General features: G+C 64.8%; 17 protein-coding genes and 2 pseudogenes. 14 read left to right on the forward strand and 5 right to left on the reverse strand.

Annotated features, from left to right (window positions below; all coding sequences use genetic code 11):
• Window positions 1-94: 94 nt before the first annotated feature.
• A pseudogene (gene istA, locus ABIC70_RS28030) lies at window positions 95-922 on the reverse strand (IS21 family transposase); the annotation flags it as partial.
• A 602-nt stretch (window positions 923-1,524) separates the two neighbouring features.
• On the opposite strand from istA, the gene ABIC70_RS28035 reads away from it, so the two are divergent.
• Window positions 1,525-1,842, forward strand: a complete 318-nt coding sequence (locus ABIC70_RS28035; protein ID WP_354442353.1) for a hypothetical protein — start codon at window positions 1,525-1,527, stop codon at window positions 1,840-1,842.
• A 19-nt stretch (window positions 1,843-1,861) separates the two neighbouring features.
• Here the strand turns inward: ABIC70_RS28035 and ABIC70_RS28040 are convergent, their stop codons facing one another.
• A complete protein-coding gene (locus ABIC70_RS28040) occupies window positions 1,862-2,020 on the reverse strand; it encodes a hypothetical protein (RefSeq protein ID WP_354442355.1) in 159 nt (52 codons plus the stop codon).
• A gap of 266 nt (window positions 2,021-2,286) precedes the next feature.
• On the reverse strand, window positions 2,287-3,702 hold the full coding sequence (locus tag ABIC70_RS28045; RefSeq protein WP_354442357.1) for a phosphomannomutase: 1,416 nt from the start codon (window positions 3,700-3,702) through the stop codon (window positions 2,287-2,289).
• 365 nt (window positions 3,703-4,067) lie between these two features.
• On the opposite strand from ABIC70_RS28045, the gene ABIC70_RS28050 reads away from it, so the two are divergent.
• The 3 genes from ABIC70_RS28050 (at window position 4,068) to ABIC70_RS28060 (ending at window position 7,525) form a co-directional block, all read left to right on the forward strand.
• A complete protein-coding gene (locus ABIC70_RS28050; protein ID WP_354442359.1) occupies window positions 4,068-5,339 on the forward strand; it encodes a methyltransferase domain-containing protein in 1,272 nt (423 codons plus the stop codon).
• Window positions 5,340-5,432: 93 nt separating this feature from the next.
• A complete protein-coding gene (gene fcl / locus ABIC70_RS28055) occupies window positions 5,433-6,404 on the forward strand; it encodes a GDP-L-fucose synthase (protein WP_354442361.1) in 972 nt (323 codons plus the stop codon).
• Between the two features lie 77 nt (window positions 6,405-6,481).
• Window positions 6,482-7,525 (forward strand): SGNH/GDSL hydrolase family protein, encoded by a 1,044-nt coding sequence (locus ABIC70_RS28060; protein ID WP_354442363.1) that lies wholly within the window; start codon window positions 6,482-6,484, stop codon window positions 7,523-7,525.
• A gap of 235 nt (window positions 7,526-7,760) precedes the next feature.
• Here ABIC70_RS28060 and ABIC70_RS28065 read toward each other — a convergent pair whose 3' ends face one another.
• A complete protein-coding gene (locus tag ABIC70_RS28065) occupies window positions 7,761-8,555 on the reverse strand; it encodes an ABC transporter permease (protein WP_354442365.1) in 795 nt (264 codons plus the stop codon).
• A gap of 520 nt (window positions 8,556-9,075) precedes the next feature.
• On the opposite strand from ABIC70_RS28065, the gene ABIC70_RS28070 reads away from it, so the two are divergent.
• Entirely contained in the window at window positions 9,076-9,591 is a 516-nt protein-coding gene (locus ABIC70_RS28070; protein WP_354442367.1) for a hypothetical protein, read from the forward strand.
• 589 nt (window positions 9,592-10,180) lie between these two features.
• On the opposite strand, the pseudogene ABIC70_RS28075 reads toward ABIC70_RS28070, so the two are convergent.
• Window positions 10,181-10,816 (reverse strand): annotated as a pseudogene (locus ABIC70_RS28075) (DedA family protein); the annotation flags it as partial.
• Window positions 10,817-11,069: 253 nt separating this feature from the next.
• Here ABIC70_RS28075 and ABIC70_RS28080 point away from each other — a divergent pair.
• From ABIC70_RS28080 to ABIC70_RS28120, 9 genes are all read left to right on the forward strand, one after another.
• The gene (locus ABIC70_RS28080) at window positions 11,070-11,663 is read left to right on the forward strand and encodes an acyltransferase (RefSeq protein WP_354442369.1); all 594 of its coding nucleotides are present in this window, start codon (window positions 11,070-11,072) and stop codon (window positions 11,661-11,663) included.
• Window positions 11,664-11,862: 199 nt separating this feature from the next.
• Window positions 11,863-12,150 (forward strand): Dabb family protein, encoded by a 288-nt coding sequence (locus tag ABIC70_RS28085; protein ID WP_354442371.1) that lies wholly within the window; start codon window positions 11,863-11,865, stop codon window positions 12,148-12,150.
• A 75-nt stretch (window positions 12,151-12,225) separates the two neighbouring features.
• Window positions 12,226-12,825: an acyltransferase gene (locus ABIC70_RS28090; protein ID WP_354442373.1), complete on the forward strand. Its 600-nt coding sequence runs from the start codon at window positions 12,226-12,228 to the stop codon at window positions 12,823-12,825.
• Between the two features lie 208 nt (window positions 12,826-13,033).
• Entirely contained in the window at window positions 13,034-14,107 is a 1,074-nt protein-coding gene (locus tag ABIC70_RS28095; protein ID WP_354442374.1) for an FkbM family methyltransferase, read from the forward strand.
• A gap of 332 nt (window positions 14,108-14,439) precedes the next feature.
• Window positions 14,440-14,628 (forward strand): hypothetical protein, encoded by a 189-nt coding sequence (locus ABIC70_RS28100; RefSeq protein WP_354442375.1) that lies wholly within the window; start codon window positions 14,440-14,442, stop codon window positions 14,626-14,628.
• An 8-nt stretch (window positions 14,629-14,636) separates the two neighbouring features.
• Window positions 14,637-14,900 (forward strand): hypothetical protein, encoded by a 264-nt coding sequence (locus ABIC70_RS28105; protein WP_354442376.1) that lies wholly within the window; start codon window positions 14,637-14,639, stop codon window positions 14,898-14,900.
• A gap of 104 nt (window positions 14,901-15,004) precedes the next feature.
• The gene (locus ABIC70_RS28110) at window positions 15,005-15,190 is read left to right on the forward strand and encodes a hypothetical protein (RefSeq protein WP_354442377.1); all 186 of its coding nucleotides are present in this window, start codon (window positions 15,005-15,007) and stop codon (window positions 15,188-15,190) included.
• 39 nt (window positions 15,191-15,229) lie between these two features.
• Entirely contained in the window at window positions 15,230-15,433 is a 204-nt protein-coding gene (locus ABIC70_RS28115; RefSeq protein WP_354442378.1) for a hypothetical protein, read from the forward strand.
• Window positions 15,434-15,437: 4 nt separating this feature from the next.
• Complete coding sequence (locus ABIC70_RS28120) at window positions 15,438-16,382, forward strand: inositol monophosphatase family protein (RefSeq protein WP_354442380.1); 945 nt, start codon at window positions 15,438-15,440, stop codon at window positions 16,380-16,382.
• Window positions 16,383-16,574 lie beyond the last annotated feature (192 nt).

A 16,574-nucleotide genomic window follows, 5' to 3' on the forward strand; every position in this document is an offset into this window, starting at 1 on the left:
GCTCACCCCGAACGCATTTGCAACCCGGTCCCAACAGGACCAGAACCAGAACGGACTCTGGTTATGAACGGGGGCAAACACGGGGCAAGGTCACGATCATTCCGTCGAGCAGCAGGGCGTTCAGTTCGTCGTAGCTCTTCACCCGGATGCGCGGCGTGAACAGGCGCTCGCGCACCAGCCCGACCTGGTTCTCGACCTGACCCTTCTCCCACCCTGATGAGGGCGTGCAGGCTACCGGCTCGACGAGGTAGTGCGAGCACATCTGCAGGAAGCGGCGGTTGTAGGCGCGCTCGCGCCTGACGAAGATCGTCTCCACCGCAGTCTTCATGTTGTCGTAGATCCCGCGCTGGCAGGTGCCGCGGAAGAAAGCGAACGCCCGGTCGTGGGCGTCGAAGACCATCTCCTGGCTCTCGCGCGGGTAGGCCCGCACGAACGGCATGCGCGAGTGGCAGAGCCGGACGTGGGCGACCTTGACCGTCGTGGTCGTGCCGCCGATCAGCACGATCTCGTGGCTCCAGTCGAACAGGTAGGCCTCGCCGGGGGCGAAGACGAGCGGCACGAAGGCGGGTGCGGTGACGGCCGTGCGCGTGCGCTTCCAGCCCTTGGCGTAGCGGCGCACCGCGTCGTAGCCGCCCTCATACCCGAGCCCGCGCAGGGCCTCGAAGATCCGGATCAGGGTGAGCCGCTCGCGAGGCGGTTTGACGGCGTTCGCCGCCAGCATCCGATCGAGGTGATCCCGCCAGGGGCCGAGCTTGGGCAAGGGCTGCACCTCGCGCTCGTAGGCGAAGGCGGTCGCACCCGAGCGGATGACCTTGCGGACCGTATTGCGAGAGACGTGCAGGTCGCGGACGATGTCCTTGATCGCGCGGCCGCGGGTGAAGAACTCGCGCCGAATGCGCGCAATCGTGTCCACGCCCTTCATCCCCCACCACCCGTCCGGTCGTCCCGGAGGGCAGTCCGCGAGACCAAGCTTCAGGGGGTCAGAATTGGACGCCGATCCCCTACCTCAGGGGGTCAAAGTTGCACGCCGAAACACAGCCCGGATCGGGAACGCCCCGTTTTCGATCCTGCCGGCTAACGCCTACGCGCCTGTCGGCCAAGCCATAAGGCGCGTGAAGGCGGAGCGCGGGGTTCTGGCGGCGGGCGTGTCGTCGATCCAGGCGCAGCGAGGCGATTGAGGTTGATAAGAGCGGTCGTCACCAAGTGCTGTAGTCAAATCTCAGCCGTGCCGAATTGGCCAAGGCGAGATGGCGACTTCCGCGCAGCCACATCGCCCGCATCCCGCGCGACACGTGCCCTCGAAGCCGGTTCGCCTTCCCCGGTCGGCAGTGCGACAGCTGGCTGACCCTCGCGCGCCCGTGCCGCCGTGTGCCCCATGTTCCTCTCACGAGCGCGGTGTCCCCAGGCGGCGCTCCGAGCGCGTGCAGCGCCATTGCAGGATGCAGGCATTGTGGTCCTCATCGCCAACCGGGTGTGCACTACCTTAGGTCCGAAGTTGCAGTCGAAATGCCGGATCCGGCTGCTGTGGCCGGCCGGGTCGACAGCGACCTAGCGATACCGATCGAGCTGGAAATCTTCGAGCGCGAATGCTCCCTCGGTGCCCGCCTCCAATTGGTTGTTCCCCGGCATTGGCCCGATGAGGTCGCCACCGTGATAAGCCATGGTCGACGCGAGGCCTTCAGCGTCGATGGAGGCGACGTCGACGAGATCGTGCGCTTGGAGCAGGTCCTCCGCCGCGAGCGCGATGTGCCGCCGGCCGAGCACCGCGTGATTCGAGACCGGGCCGGGATCGACGCTCTGTGGGCGATCACCGGCGGCCGCCGTCGTGGTACCGCTCCGTGATGTGGACCTCGTGATCGATTCAGGTGATGCACTTCTTCGCGTTATGGACGTCCAGGTCGTAGGGCGAGGCGACCATCGTGTGGGCGGCCGGATTGCCGTCGGTCTCGGCGCGCCACCGGACCCGATCGTCTGCGTACAGTGCGTCATCGTCACGTTCGTTGAGGCGGAAGTTCTGCAACCAGACCCGGCGCAGGAACGTGACGACCGGTACCTGCGCACTCGACGCAGCCGCACATCGATCTCGAAGCGGGCCTGCGCAGGCCCGTCGCGGCGGGGTACGCCGACCGGTAGCAAGGCGCGTGTGGCCATCGGGCATGTCGCGCGAAGCCCGTCCGTTGGCCTTCCCCGCGCGGTCGCGCCAAGAGGTGAAGGTCGTCAGCGCGTCTTGAAGAGAGCCCCGGCTTCTTGCGTTGTTCGGGCATCGCTCCGAGGCTTCGTGAGGGTTCAGGCGTTTGCCGCCATCGCGGTCGCGGCGGAGGCAAGTCCCCATCGGACGAGGTCCTGCGCCTCCTGCGCCGACTTGGCCTCCGCATAGCAGCGCAGCTCGGGCGCATTTCCCGAAGCCCGGAAATGGATCGTGCGCCCGCCGTTCAGTTCGATCCGGATCCCGTCCTGCTGATCAATCGAGTTGGATGACCCAATCGGGCCGAGGAAGGCGGCGCGGTAGTCCGCATCCTGGAGGCGCTCGAGGAAGGCGGTGCTGGTGTCGGACGGGGTGTTGGGCAGGCGGTCGCTCGCCATCTCGCCCGCATCTAGGGACGCCACGAGATCTGCGAGGGCGGTGCCGGTCGCGCGCGCCGCTGCCAATGTGGCGAGGATCGGCAGCATCGCGTCGCGCGTCGGAAGGGCGGCTAAAGTCCTACCGTGGAGCGTGACGTCCGATCCGAGCAGGAAGCCGCCGTTAGCCTCGAAGCCGGCGACGATCCGCGCCCCGGCAGACGTCGCCCGCTCCATACCGGCGATGACGAACGGCGATCCCACCTTCGTACGAACAACTTTCCGGAAGCCGCCGGAATGCTCGAGCGCCGAGCCGGCCGTGACCGGCACCACTACCGTGTCGGCGTCGAGGTAACGGGCCGTAATGAGCCCGAGCACGTCGCCCCGCAGGATCCGGCCCGTCCCATCGGCCACCAGCGGCCGGTCGGCGTCGCCGTCCGTGGTCACAAGGGCGTCGAAAGACCCCGGTGCCATGACATCGCGGATGAAGGCGATGTCTTCGGGACGATGGGCTTCGGTGTCGATCGGCACGAAGACCTGCGACCGGCCGATCGGCGTCACCTGCGCGCCAAAGCCGGCGAGCAGCTCGGACAGCAGGTCGCGGGCCACCGAGCTCTGCTGATAGACCGCGATGCGCAGGCCCTTCAGAATGTCCGGCGCGAAGGCGGTGGCGTAGCGCTGCTGGTAGCGCGCGATCGCGTCGGGTTCAGGCGTGGCGGGCGTCGCGGACTGGCCCTCGCCGGACGCGCCCTCCTCGAGGGCGGCCAGGATAGCGGCCTCGTCGGTCTTGGTGATCTCACCCTCGGGCCGGTAGAATTTCAGGCCGTTGCGATCCTCGGGGATGTGGCTGCCCGTGACCATGACCGCATAGGCACCGCGCCGCATCGCCTCGAGGGCGAGGGCCGGGGTTGGCAGCGGGCCGCAATCGATCGCCGTGAAGCCGGCGCCTGCCGCGGCGTCCGCCACCGTCGCGGCGATGCCGGGGCTGCTGTCGCGCAGATCTCGCCCGATGACGACCATGCGGCCGCCTTCGCGCGGGGCGACGGATCGGAAGAACGCGCTGGCATAGGCGTAGCTCGGGCTGCCGACGAGGTCGGTTACGAGACCGCGCAAGCCGCTCGTCCCGAATTTCAGACTGCTCACGGAATTCCCATCGAGTTGGCGATGACCGGCTCCTGCGACTGATGCCGCGAATCGTACGCCATCACAACGCCCAATCTCGGAGGAGCCAATCTGGTATAGCTGCTAGCCGCATCATGCTCGATGACGCTCGGCTTGGCCGCCCCAGCCGAGGCTTTGCGGTAGGATTGGCCGGCCGCGCGAACTCCCTGCGACTGTGATCCCCTTTCATCACGCTAGGATCCCACGACAGGGGGGAAGGGCCATGAGTTCGCCTCAATATCAGCCGCGGACTGCGTCTCGCTCAGAGGGCGACGGCGTATCGAGGTTGGCTTAAACCGGTTAGGAGGGATAAACGTCGCGCCTCAGCCACTCTGACTGGAAGTGCGATGCGCTACAGCCTTCTCGATTTGCTCGCATCACCGGACACGGGTGCCCCGTTCGTTCTCGTCGGCGCAACTGAGGCGGAAGTTCCTTTCATCGGACCGTATGGCAAGCCGGGGAGCCGCGTGAGCCGCCCGGGCGTGGCGGTTGGGCCAGCGTTGGAAGGAGAGTCGGGGGCATTCTACACCTCCTTTTTGGCGCGGCATGAGACCGCCCCGGATGACCCGGAGCGGAGCCGTCAGACAATCGTCATCGACGGGCTCCTCGTCGCCACCGATACGGGCATGTGGTACCCGATCGTCGACACGATCCCGGAGCTACTGCCTCCGTCCCTGCGCGACTGGCAGAGCCACCACGATTTTCTCGATCAGGTCATCGCACCGCGCATCCCTGCGGAGCTCGTCGTCGCTTTGCGTCAGGCGGTCGCCGGTGTCGACGCCAGTGGGCGTCGCGGGGACAACCACAAAACGTCCGAGATCGGATTGCTCGACAAGGTCGAGGATAAGGCGAACTTCCTAGCGCCAGGGTTGCTGTCGCCATTCAACCCAAACATCTACAATCACCCAGCCGATCTCATACGAGGCTTCGGCAACTGCCTACCGTTCCTACAATTGCAACACGGCCATCGGGTGCTCGACTCGGGATGCGGGTATGGCTGGACGACTGAGTGGCTGATGAATCTCGGCATCGATGCCGTCGGTATCGACATCTCGCGCGTCTACCCCGATGTCGGACGTCGACGGATGGGCCCGAACAATCAGCCCCACCTTGTGGTCGGCGACTCGGAGAATCTGCCGTTCCGCGCGGGGGTCTTCGACGCCGTACTGTGCTTCGACGCCTTCCATCACATACCGGACCGGCCGGCCGCTATGCGACGCTACGAGCGCGCCCTCAAGGATCCTGGCCGGATCGTGCTCCTTGAGCCAGGTGGGCAGCATGAGACGGACGAGGTGTCGGTCAACGTGATGGACACTTACGGTATCATGGAAGTCGGCATGGAGCTTGCCGACGTGCAGGGTTACATCGACGGGATCGAGACCTTTGGGCCCGCCCGGCAGATATTCCTGACGCCGCATCTCAGCGATGACCCGAGGACATCGGTCCCGATCTCGGAGCTGCGCGATCGTAGCTATATCGGTTGGGGCATGTTTCTCATCGAGAAGGATGCTGCTGCTACAGTTCAAGCGCGATCGTTGGCATCTGTGGCACAGGCGCAGTCAGCAACCCAGCCCACGAACGGTCTCGGCCGCCTGCTGGGCCGTGTGCTGAAACGCTGAGGCACGTTTTGACGAAGTGGATGTCGCCTTGCCGCAGGCGGTTGATCCTGAACAGCATTTTCGAGCCGAGCTTGCCGCGGAGAAGGTGGATCGATGGACGGTCGAGGTCAGACCATTTTTGTGGCGGGCCATCGGGGCATGGTGGGCTCGGCGATCGTGCGTCGGCTGCGCGAGCTCGGCCATGAGCGGATCCTCACGGCGGACCGCCGGACGCTCGACCTCCTGGATCAGGCGGCGGTCCGGCGCTTCTTCGCCGACAACGGCATCGATCAGGTCTACCTCGCCGCCGCTCGCGTCGGCGGCATCCACGCCAACAACACGTACCCGGCCGAGTTCATCCACGAGAACCTGCTGATCCAGTCGAACCTCATCGACGCCGCGCACACGCACGGCGTCGATCGGCTGCTGTTCCTCGGCTCGTCCTGCATCTACCCGAAGCTCGCCCCGCAGCCGATGCGCGAGGACGCCCTGCTGACCGGGCTGCTGGAGCCCACCAACGAGCCCTACGCGATCGCCAAGATCGCGGGGATCAAGATGTGCGAGAGCTACAATCGCCAGTACGGGCGGCGCTATCGCAGCGTCATGCCGACGAACCTGTACGGGCCGAACGACAACTTCCATCCCGAGAACGCCCACGTCCTGCCGGCGCTGATGCGCCGCGTCCACGAGGCGAAGCGGGAGGGTCTGGCGAAGGTCATCGTCTGGGGCACCGGCCGGGCGATGCGCGAGTTCCTGCACGTCGACGACATGGCGCGGGCCAGCGTCTACGTGATGGAGATGGACGACGCGGTCTACGCCGCGAACACGCGTCCCGACCTGTCGCACATCAACGTGGGGACCGGCGAGGATTGCACCATCCGTCAGCTCGCCGAGGCTCTGGCGCGGGTGATCGGCTACGAGGGCGAGCTTGCGTTCGACGCCACCAAGCCCGACGGCACGCCGCGCAAGCTGATGGACGTGTCGCGGTTGCGGGCGATGGGCTGGCGGCCGGAGATCGCCCTCGAGGACGGCCTGCGCCAGACCTACGGTTGGTTCCTGGAGAACCACGCGACTCTGCGGAGCTGAGCGGGCCCGCCGTCCCGCCGCTCGGTCCACCGACCATCACACAGCCACCGGGCCCCCGCCCGGGGAGGAGATAGACCATGGCCCACCGGCCGCCCGAAGACAGCGCAGACGCGCGACGGCGGAAGTTCCTGCAGAGCTTCCAGAACTTCGACGCGAACAGCCGATTTCCCGCGCCCTACACGCATTTCGCCGGCAAGCCACTGACGGAGGCGTCCGGTCAGGGCTGGCGCTACGACGCGCTCGGGTATCGCAACGACGCGCACGCGGACGCGCGGCCGCCTTCCGAGACGCTGCGGGTCTTCGTCGTCGGCGACAGCACGCTGATCGACGGTCAGGTCTTCGCCGACACCGTGCCTGGGCGGCTGGAGACCGGGCTGAAGCAAGCGCACGGGCCGGGCGCGCGGGTCTACAATTTCGGCGCAGTCTCGGCCTGCCTGAATCAGATGATCGCCCTGGTCACAACGCGGCTGATGGACCTGCAGCCCGACGTCATCCTGATCGTCGGCGGCGCGACCGACATTTTCCAGCCCTGGAGCTTCGATCCGCGGGCGGGCGTTCCCTACAATCACTTCGCGAACGAGAGTCTCTACGACTACTTCTTCGACCCGAGGAGATCCGCAGAAGACGCGGAGGACCTGTCGTATGACGGCCTGCAGGCGATGATCTTCAATCGCCTCGAGAACCTGCGCGCGCTGACGAACTGGCAGTCCGACATCTGGGAATGGGAGGTGGTGCGGCAGTTCGAGCTGGCGCTCAGGCGCCTCGCGCGGCTCGCGCCCGGGATCGGCGCGCCGGTGCGGTTCCTCCTGCAGCCGACGGTCGTCCGGAAGGGGACGCTCGCGGGCGCGGAGGCCGGCGCCGCGTCCGGAGCGTTCCTCGCCTATCTCGACCGCCAGTACGAGCGCTTCGAGAGCGTCCTCGGGCGGCTGGACACGGCCGACCGGTCTTTCGCCGCGCGGGACCTGAGCCGGCTGTTCGAGGCCGACACCCGCGCCCTGTTCACCGACATCGTCCACGTGATTTCGGAGGGGCGCCAAGTGATGGCGGACCGTTTGCAAGCGGAGGTGACGGATGCGACAGGTGCCTCGCTTCAGGGCGCAATCGTTCCCTGTGCCGGCTGACGAATTGACTAGGCGGTCAAGCCGAATTCCGTCGCAAGCGGCATCGGGCAGCGGCGAGCATCTGTCACATCCGGGCCAATTGCTCCCGCGATTTCCAAGCGCCTCATCCCGCCTGTTGGCAAGATGAGGGCTCGGTCAGGAGCTGTAATGCCCATTGACGAGTACTCGCTAAGTCGATGACTTGACGAGCGTGCTGAGGCCGTCAAAGCATGCAGTCCGTCAGCCTCGCAATTCCTCAGCCTTGCATTTTGCTTACGACGTGTTTGAGCAAAAACAGGCCTATGGTGGTGGATGTTAATCCGAACATCATCACATATATATAGTCTATCTGAAGTCCTGCATACGGGTAGTATGCAGATCTCACCCATTCCGCCGTTTGTAGCGCAGGATTGAATTTCATCCAGAAGTACACTTTTTCGGGAAGATAGCTAGGCATAAACATCACGCCGCTGGATACATACAATATGATGCTGAATAGCGCGTATCCGATCATCCAGCCGGGAAAAAATCCGATGATTGCAACGTTAATTGTCCCGACCCCAATGCCGAGAATGATCGCGGCTATATAGCCGCCGACGGCAGTAAGGGGGTTCGAAGGAATCGGATTCACCCCTATCGCCACAAGAACTGAGCTGACAACGAGCAGCGCTAGGAAGCCGGTCACGATCTCGACGAGGATGCGTGAAAATATCAAGTCAAACAGTTTAACCTGAGGATAGTACGTCAGCGGGCGATTCATGATCACAGATTTCATGACCTCGCGGGAAATATACTGAAATACAAGAACGGGAACAGCGCCGGTCGCGAAGAACATTGCTCTGTCGTCGCCGAGTGGTGCCGGTAGCTTCTGGAATGTGTAGATCGCGATCAGCATGAAGATGTGGACGCACGGCCACAGAACCACGACGCCGTAGCCCCAGATGGATGCGCCGAATCGGGTGCGCATATCGCGCAGGATAAGCGCATGTAGGACATGCAGATACGATTCGAGTGGGCTCCGGCGCTCAGTGGCCGGCGTAGAGTCGTTCATGGGACCAAACCTCGGTTCGATCGAGGCATCGGCGCAAACATGGGCAAAAGTGCGTTTGTGGTGCCAGGCCAAGCCGACCCGGCGGCTTTGCGCGCCCAGGCTGAACGCCGTCAGCTAGGAACGGGGTTGGGTAAGGCGGTTACCGCCCGCTGCATCCTCCAAGCCTCGGATCTCGTCCCGACCATGGCCGGTTTGAGACGGGGTAGAATCCGCGCGAAAGGTCGGCTGCGATACGGGACGGATCAACCCGCCGGTCCGGTCCCGCACCGTAGATTGCGGCAACGATAGCGATACGCGCGGTTCCGCGCTTGGATGCGCCGGTGTCTAGCCGGACCGCAACGCCTTCGCGAGGTCCGGACAGAACCGACCAGCGCTGGCTCGTCTCCATATAGCCCAGTCATTCAACGGCTCCACATCGAGCGACTCTATCGATCGGAGCTGGCGACCAGGCGAGTCGATTGACGTCCCAAACGGCTTATGGCCCAAGCATCTCTCCGGTGACGCTTTTGAGAACGAGTCGATGGTCGGAGACGACACGCTTGCGAAGGCCCTGGCCGATGTGCGGAAACGGCGAGCGGATCTTGAGGCTGACTACGAGCGCATCACGGGCGAGTTGAACAAGCTTCGAACGGCCGAGCGATCACTCGCGGTGATCGTCGAGGGGACGGATCTCGAGGAGAGCAGCGCATTTCCCAAGCTCATTCCTGCAAATGAGATGCAGACCCGCTCCCGACGGGCCACCGGGCGCGGCAGCCGTGGTCCCCGGGCAAATTCCGCGAAAGGTCGATTGAAGGCGCTTCTGGACGGAACCGGACCGCAGGGGTTGTCGCACGCGGAGATTGAGCGTCGCCTGCCCGACGTCGCCCCCAACACGTTGAATACGTATCTGAGCATGATGGTCACGGGTGGTGAGGCGGTGCGCCGAGGCGACTTTTACGTCGCCGTCGACGCCACCGCTCACGACGATGCCGCGACTGAGCGTGAATCGGACGAGGCCCAGTCGGACGAGGATGCGGACGCAAGCTCCGCCGAGTGAGACGGATGTGTTTCGCCGAGGCGCGAGGCTGAGCCGGGAGGGCGGCCGGTCGATTGCGCTGATGCTGCGGTCAGGTCACCGACTTGGCCGTCGCGTCCGTGGACGCCGCGCGTTGAGCGCTTGACGGCACCCTCAGAACGCGGCGCTGCGCTCACGCGGGCATTTCGAGCGAACCGCTGGCCTCCGAGTCGGTGTCGGACGTCGGCGGCTGCTGCCGCAGACGCCAACCGATCCAGATCAGAAGGGCCGCGGGAACGGATAGGAGAAGGCCTAATCCGATCGTGCCGATGTGGCTGGCCAAGCGCCCGTATAGGCCGCCGGTCACGCCGTCGTGCCACGAGGCCAGGGACATGCCGACGGCTGCGATGAGAAGAAGGACTGGGAGCTTGAACCACCAGGGCAAGGATGCCGCGCGCTCACCCTTCCCCTCGGTATCGGCCTGAGCCGGTTCGGCCTCGCGCTGTCCGAGGAGCGTTTCCATCTGGATTTGGAAGGCTTGCTGGGCCGGACTGTTTTGATCCGCCGGCGAACCCCAGCTCTCTGCGCGGCTGGTTGCTAGCATCGATGTATCCTGGTCCGGTCGCCCGACGAGCGGACCCGGGATCGCGGCCTCTGCGGCGACCATGAGGCGTGCTTCGTGCCGGCGCATGAACAGCCACAGCGCCACAGCGCCGATGAGGACGAGGGCGAGCAGACTCAGCCCGACCGGCCCCATGATGTTCTCGATCGAGCGCCCGCATAGGTAGGCACCAAAACCCATGATCGAGGCCCAGGCTACACCACCGAAGGCGTTGAAGGCCATGAAGCGGCGGGCATCGAGTTTGTTCACGCCGGCGAGCACGGCCGCGTAGGCGCGCAGCATCGCGGTAAAGCGGCCAAAGAAAACGATCTTTCCGCCATGCTGGCGGAACAGGTACTGGCCGAGCTTGAGCCGGCCATGATCGAGCCCGATCAGATGGCCCTTTCGCAGGAGGAGAGGCAGGCCCCATCGCCGGCCCACCCAGTAGCCGGCATTGTCGCCCAGGATCGCGGCAGCGGCGGCGATCGCTACCACGACGGCGATGTTGATGTTGCCGGTGCCGCCGGCATAGGCCGCCGCGGTCAGCAGAACAGTCTCACCGGGCAGCGGCAGCCCGGCGCTCTCCAGCGTGACGATGGCGAAGATGGCGAGGTAGCCATAATGCGCGATCAGGTCGGCGATCGGCAGATCGTGCAGGAAGGTCATCCAGCGTCCCATTGCTCAGAAAGCCCGGGCTGTTGGCTCTGGGAAGGTGGCGGTACCGTGACGAAGGCATACTCTCGCGACTGTGGCGCATCCCGGTGCTTGGATGGCGAGCCAGCTGAAAGGCTGCGAGTTTCTCCTGGCGTGATCGTTCGCTGGCTGAGGCTCTCCAGGCAGCCGTCTCATCCATTGCAGTGTGGGCCGACGGGGTTCTAAACGGGTGTCGGCGTACTCTGCGCACCTTTAACGAGCGGGCATGACGGTCGAGATTCGCGGAAACCTCAGCGCCAACAACATCGTGTTGTCGGAGAAATTTCGGCGCTATTCCACCGGCAGCATCCTGTTCACCGGTGAGGGCGCGCGCGTCGAGATCGACGGGCCGGTGACCAGCGGCGATTTTTCTCTCGCCATCGGCTCGCATGCCTCGGTCACGATCGGCCCGGACTGTGTGATTGGACGGCTGACCCTCAACGCGTTCGGTGAGGGCGCGCGGATCGACATCGGGCGCGAGGTCGGGTTCGCGGGTGCTGTAAGCCTCAGCACGCATGAAGGTGCTCAGATCAGCATCGGTTCGCGTTGCCTGATCGCGGGAGATACGGTGTTCAGCGCCTCGGACTTCCACCCGGTGTTCGACGTCGCCACAGGCGAGCGCATCAACCAAGCGAGCGATATTCGGGTCGGGGAGCACGTCTGGGTGGGGGCTCGGGCCATGATCCTGAAGGGAGCGCGTGTCGGCCACGACTCCGTCGTCGGCGCCGGCTCGATCGTGACTAGCGGCTTCGCACCCAACAGCCTGATCGTCGGCAATCCCGCCCGGCTTCTGCGCTCTGGGGTTTGCTGGCGTCACTGACCCGCCGCACTTCGGATCCGCGGTGCCGGCTGTGTCCTGTCGGGACCGATGGCGCTCCTACTAATGCTGAGCTAAAAACGCCGGATGTTCAGGAGGGTCAGCTCCGGCCTTCGCGCAATCCGGTGCGGGGTGGATCCGCGTGCAGCGGTAGTGAGGGACGAGTGATGAGAGGCGAACAGGATCGAACCGGGATCGCCCGATGATCCGCCACACCCTCCTGCTTCGTTTCGGCGCCGAGGCGACGCAACGAGAGTGCGATGCCACTCTCCAATCGCTCATCGCGCTGTGCGACCGCGTCGGTGAGGTTGCCTCGTTCGCCTGCGGTCCAGATGTCGATCTGCGCGCGCGGGCGGAAGGCTTCACGCACGCGTTCGCCGTCATCTTCGGAAGCCCGTCGGCGCGCGACGCGTTCCAAGCCCTGCCGGGCTACGCGACCATCCTGAACGGGCTGTCGCAGGCTGATGTGGCCGTACAGGTCGCCGAGTAGGGGCTTGGTCGAGTCTCGGTCGGGGTATGCTCGCCTGAACCCGAAGCGGCTTCCAGATCAGGGTAGCTCAACGATATGCCTGTCAGGATTGACGACCGCGGCGCGAACAACCAAGTCGACGCGCCCTCCGGATTCCTGGAGACCTACGACGGAACGATTACTTTCGAGGGCCACCACAACCACGTGGTGATCGGGCACGGGTCGAACTGCAACGGCATGTCGATCTTGTGCCGATCACACGGCACGATCCACGTCGGCGACCACGTCCGGCTCGAGACCCTCCGGGTCTACCTGCTGGCCGCCTCCAAGCTGATCGTGGGCGAGCACACCGCCTTCGTGGGCGACGCCTCCATCGCCGCGCACGAAGCCCGGGATGTCACCATCGGCCACAATTGCCTGATCGCGGGCGGGGTGAGTTTCACAGTCAGCGACATGCACTCGATCGTCGATGTGGATACTGGCGAGCGGGTCAACCCCCCCCGTCCGATCCATGTCGGTCACCGTGTGTGGCTCGGGACCATGTCGACGCTTCTAAAGGGCACCACGATCGGGAACGGCTCAATCGTGGCCGCCAATTCCCTCGTGAGCGGTGAGGTCGCCGCCAACGTCCTCGTGGGAGGCATTCCCGCCAAGGTGCTCCGCACCCGCGTAACGTGGCGCAACGACCTGATCTGATGGGCCGCCCTCTCATCGGGCACCCGCGCGGTCGCTTCGTCGCGGACGGCCTTGCCCTCGCCGCATTGCCGCGACACGTCCCGAGGCGTCACGCGTGCGAGCCTCCGATTGTCCCACGGTGTGACGAACCCTGTCCGATGCCCATCGACGGTGCGCAGGGCCGAGGGGCGAGCCCCACCGATTCCCGAATTGCCGCAGCGGGTGATCCATGCTGGATGCGTTGGAACAGATGAATCTCGCGGGCCACTGGGTGGAGAGCATTCTCCATGTCGGGGCCAACGAGGGCCAGGAACGACACGATTACGAGGCCAACGGCGCCAGCCCCTGCCTCTATGTCGAGCCGGTCGATGCGGCCTTCTCGGCATTGAGGACCAACCTCGCCGCCATGCCGTTCCATCGGGCGATCCAGGCAGTTTGTGCCGAGCGCGAGGGCGAGGAGGTCGTGTTTAACGTGGCCAGTAACGGCGGCCAGTCCTCGAGTCTCCTGCCCCTCGGCGTGCATGCCGAGCACCACCCGGACATCGTCTACACCGGGGCACAGCGGATGGTGACGACCACGGTCGACCGGATCGTGGCGGAGTTCAGTCCGGGACGGATGCCCAACCTCCTAGTGATCGACGCGCAAGGTTCCGACCTGCAGGTGCTGCGGGGCGCGACGCGGAACCTTCCGGCGGTAGACGGCGTCTATATCGAGGTGAGCGAGGCCCCGCTCTACGAGGGCGGCTGTACGCTGGATGAGATCACGGGCTTCCTAAAGGGCTTCGACTTACGCCTGCGCTGGCTGCGCCTCGACGGTGCGGGGCACGGCGAGGCGTTCTACTGTCGGCCCAAATCAGGGGCCATCAGCATGCCCGACTACGATGGGGTGGTGAGCGAGGGCAAGCCGGCGGCGCAGAGCAGCCTGTGCGAGTGGTCCTACTTCGACGCTGCGAACGGGCCGCAGGGGGGCGTGGACGGTCCGCTGACCGGGCGACCGGGGTTCCACACGGATATCGAGGACGCGCCGTGGTGGCAGGTGGATTTGGAGGCAGTACACGCCTTGAACGAGGTGCGGGTCTTTAATCGCATGGACTGCGCCCGGGAGCGTTCGCGGACGCTGCGGGTGCTGCTGTCGGACGACGGCGAGACTTGGCGTTGTGTGCATGATCAGGCCGGCCGGACCTTCGGTGGCGCGGATGGCCGCCCTTTGCGGGTCCTACTCGCGGGTGAGAGAGGGCGCTACGTACGTCTGCAGTTGGCGGAGCGTGTGTTCCTTCACCTCGACAAGGTGCGCGTGTTTTGATCGCAAACGATCGACTGCCATGGACGCTCAATAGACTGTAGATCTCCTTCCATCATGAGCCACGATGGCAGGAGATCCCCCCTTGTGACCGGGGCGTGCTGTCACGTAGGGCTCAGGCAAAATTATCCAGGGCTTTAAAAAACCGACCGCCTCTGGCCAGATTTCAGGTACTTAGCAGGACTGCGATACGATCTCAAAAGAGTCGCTCCGAGCATGGCATATTAATAGTTTTAGGCATAGTAGGATCAGAAATCTGCCGACGGAATCCTTGAGCTCCTTGCCCCTGAGGTTTGCCGGTTGGCGCCCTCCCCTGCCCGCGGTAGCCTCGCTTTATGAGCGATGGCCACGACCCGATTCGCGAAGCCGTTGCGGCGCTTTGTGCCCGCGGCCACACGGTGGAGCTATGGACCGCCGGCCTGCCATATTGGCTGGTGGACGGCGAGACGCTGACAGACGGCGATCTGCTGCCCCTGGCTATGCGCGCAGGCCTCATGGACTCGGCCACGATCACGCTGCAATAGGCCGCGCCATGGCCAACACCCCGACCGTCGCCGAGCTGTTCGAAGCGAATGCTGTCACCGATGATGAGGTGAACGCCGCTGTGGATGCGGTGCTCGCGGATCTTGCGATCGTGGCCTACCCGCTGACCGACGGATATGCACTCGATCTTAACGCTGCGGTCCAGGCCAGCACGTTCGCGACGCTGGTGCTGAAGGATGTTCACGCGACCCAACCTCAGAAACAGCATGCCGTCCGCACCGCGATCCTGCTTGCGCATCCCGAGAAGGGATAGGCTGTCGCTATATTGTCGACAAGGTCGTCACCGAGATCCTGTCCTAGCAGACGAGGAGCGCCCGCAGGCGGCCGTTTGAGTCACGAAGATATGGGTGGAACGGTGTGATCGAAGGCATCAACCCGATACTCCTCGTGGCTGAAGCGCTTCGGACCCAGGGGGGCCGCGTCGAGTCCGATGACGGTCTCGACTTCTGGCGAGTCGATGGCGGAGAATGGATTTCGGACGTGGATCTGCTGGTGCTTGTTCTCCGTCATGGTGCCGTCGGCGCACCTGCGCTGCTGCACTGACAGAGACCGAGGCCTCCACATAGCGTAGCCGGCGGAGGAATGAGCGACACCGATTTGATTCCTGATCATCAGGCGACCGTCAACCGGTTGATGGAGCGCTTGAGCAACTTCGCGCAGGAAATCGGGATGAGCGGCACGGACGCACGCGAGATCATCAATCGCGTGATCGCATCCGAGCCATCCGCCGGCGACGGCGACGTGATGGTCATGGCGCGCACTTGGATGCTGATCGCGCTGGAGTAGCAGCATGGACGACGAGGCCGGGCCCATGCCGAAAGCCGCTGATCAGCAAGACACTTCGGCAGAGGACGTGTCGGCAATCGTCGACCGAATGCTGCGCCTCGCGGAAGACAGTGGTGCTCTCGCTTTGGCCAAACGAGAGCGTGGTTTGCGGATCACCCATAAGGGCGGCGATCTCGGGCAGACCCTCACCGAGACGGATCTGGAGATCAGCGCGCTCCTCCACGAGCGATTCGGGCCTCGGGTGATTGAGGAGGAGACGGCCGAGGATCTTGGCAGGGAACGGGCGGCCACTCTCTTGGCAGAGGCAGACTGGACCTTCATCGCGGATCCCGTCGATGGCACGAAGCCCTACGCTGGCGGCCTCCCGGGCTGGGGAACGATGATCGCCGCCTGCCGGCGCGGCCAACCCTTGGCGAGTGTCTGCATTCTGCCGGGGTGGGTCGAGGCGAGAGACGAACTTCCGACCCCCGTGGCAGCAGCCGATCAGCGAGGGCTTCTACTGGCAGCGTGGGACGGGACCGCCTATTGGGCGCCGACCCGCGGTGGCCGGCGAAGCCAACCTCTGCAGGCCTTGGTCCGGTCGACGCGCCCCACGTTTCACGTCGGCTGGCTGTCCGTGGCAACGCAACTGTTCAACCTCGATCGAACGCAGGGCTTCTATCCGTGGTGCGAGAGCAGCTCCGTAGCTGATCTGGCGCTGCTCGCGACCGGTCGCCTCGATGCGTCGACCGCGTGCGGGAAGATCTGGGACGTGGCACCGGGCCTTCCAATCCTGCGCGCACTCGGCTTCGATCTCTATCGCTGGCCAGACCTGGCGCCTGGGCCCGCCGCCCTGATCGACGTGTTCGATGCCAATCTCTTCGCTGGAGACACGCTCTGGTTGATCTGCCGAGACATGCCGCAGGCAGAGGCTCTGCGACGGGCTATCCGCAGAGCAGACCAAAGCTAGTCGTGATCGAGCAGCAAGCCGCGACGGCCCCTAATTCGTGCTTAAGGCTCCCGCACCCAGAGGCGCCCGGCCGCGCCACGACATCCGGCCGCGCGTGCTAGGGTGTGAACCGAACCAAGGCGTTGCAGGGTTTGTCGTTTTGTGATTCCAGGCGGCCGTTTTGCGGCCTGGAGGTAGCGATGGCGGACCTGT

The sequence above is a fragment of the Methylobacterium sp. 1973 genome (genome assembly GCF_040545035.1).
Taxonomy (GTDB): domain Bacteria; phylum Pseudomonadota; class Alphaproteobacteria; order Rhizobiales; family Beijerinckiaceae; genus Methylobacterium; species Methylobacterium fujisawaense.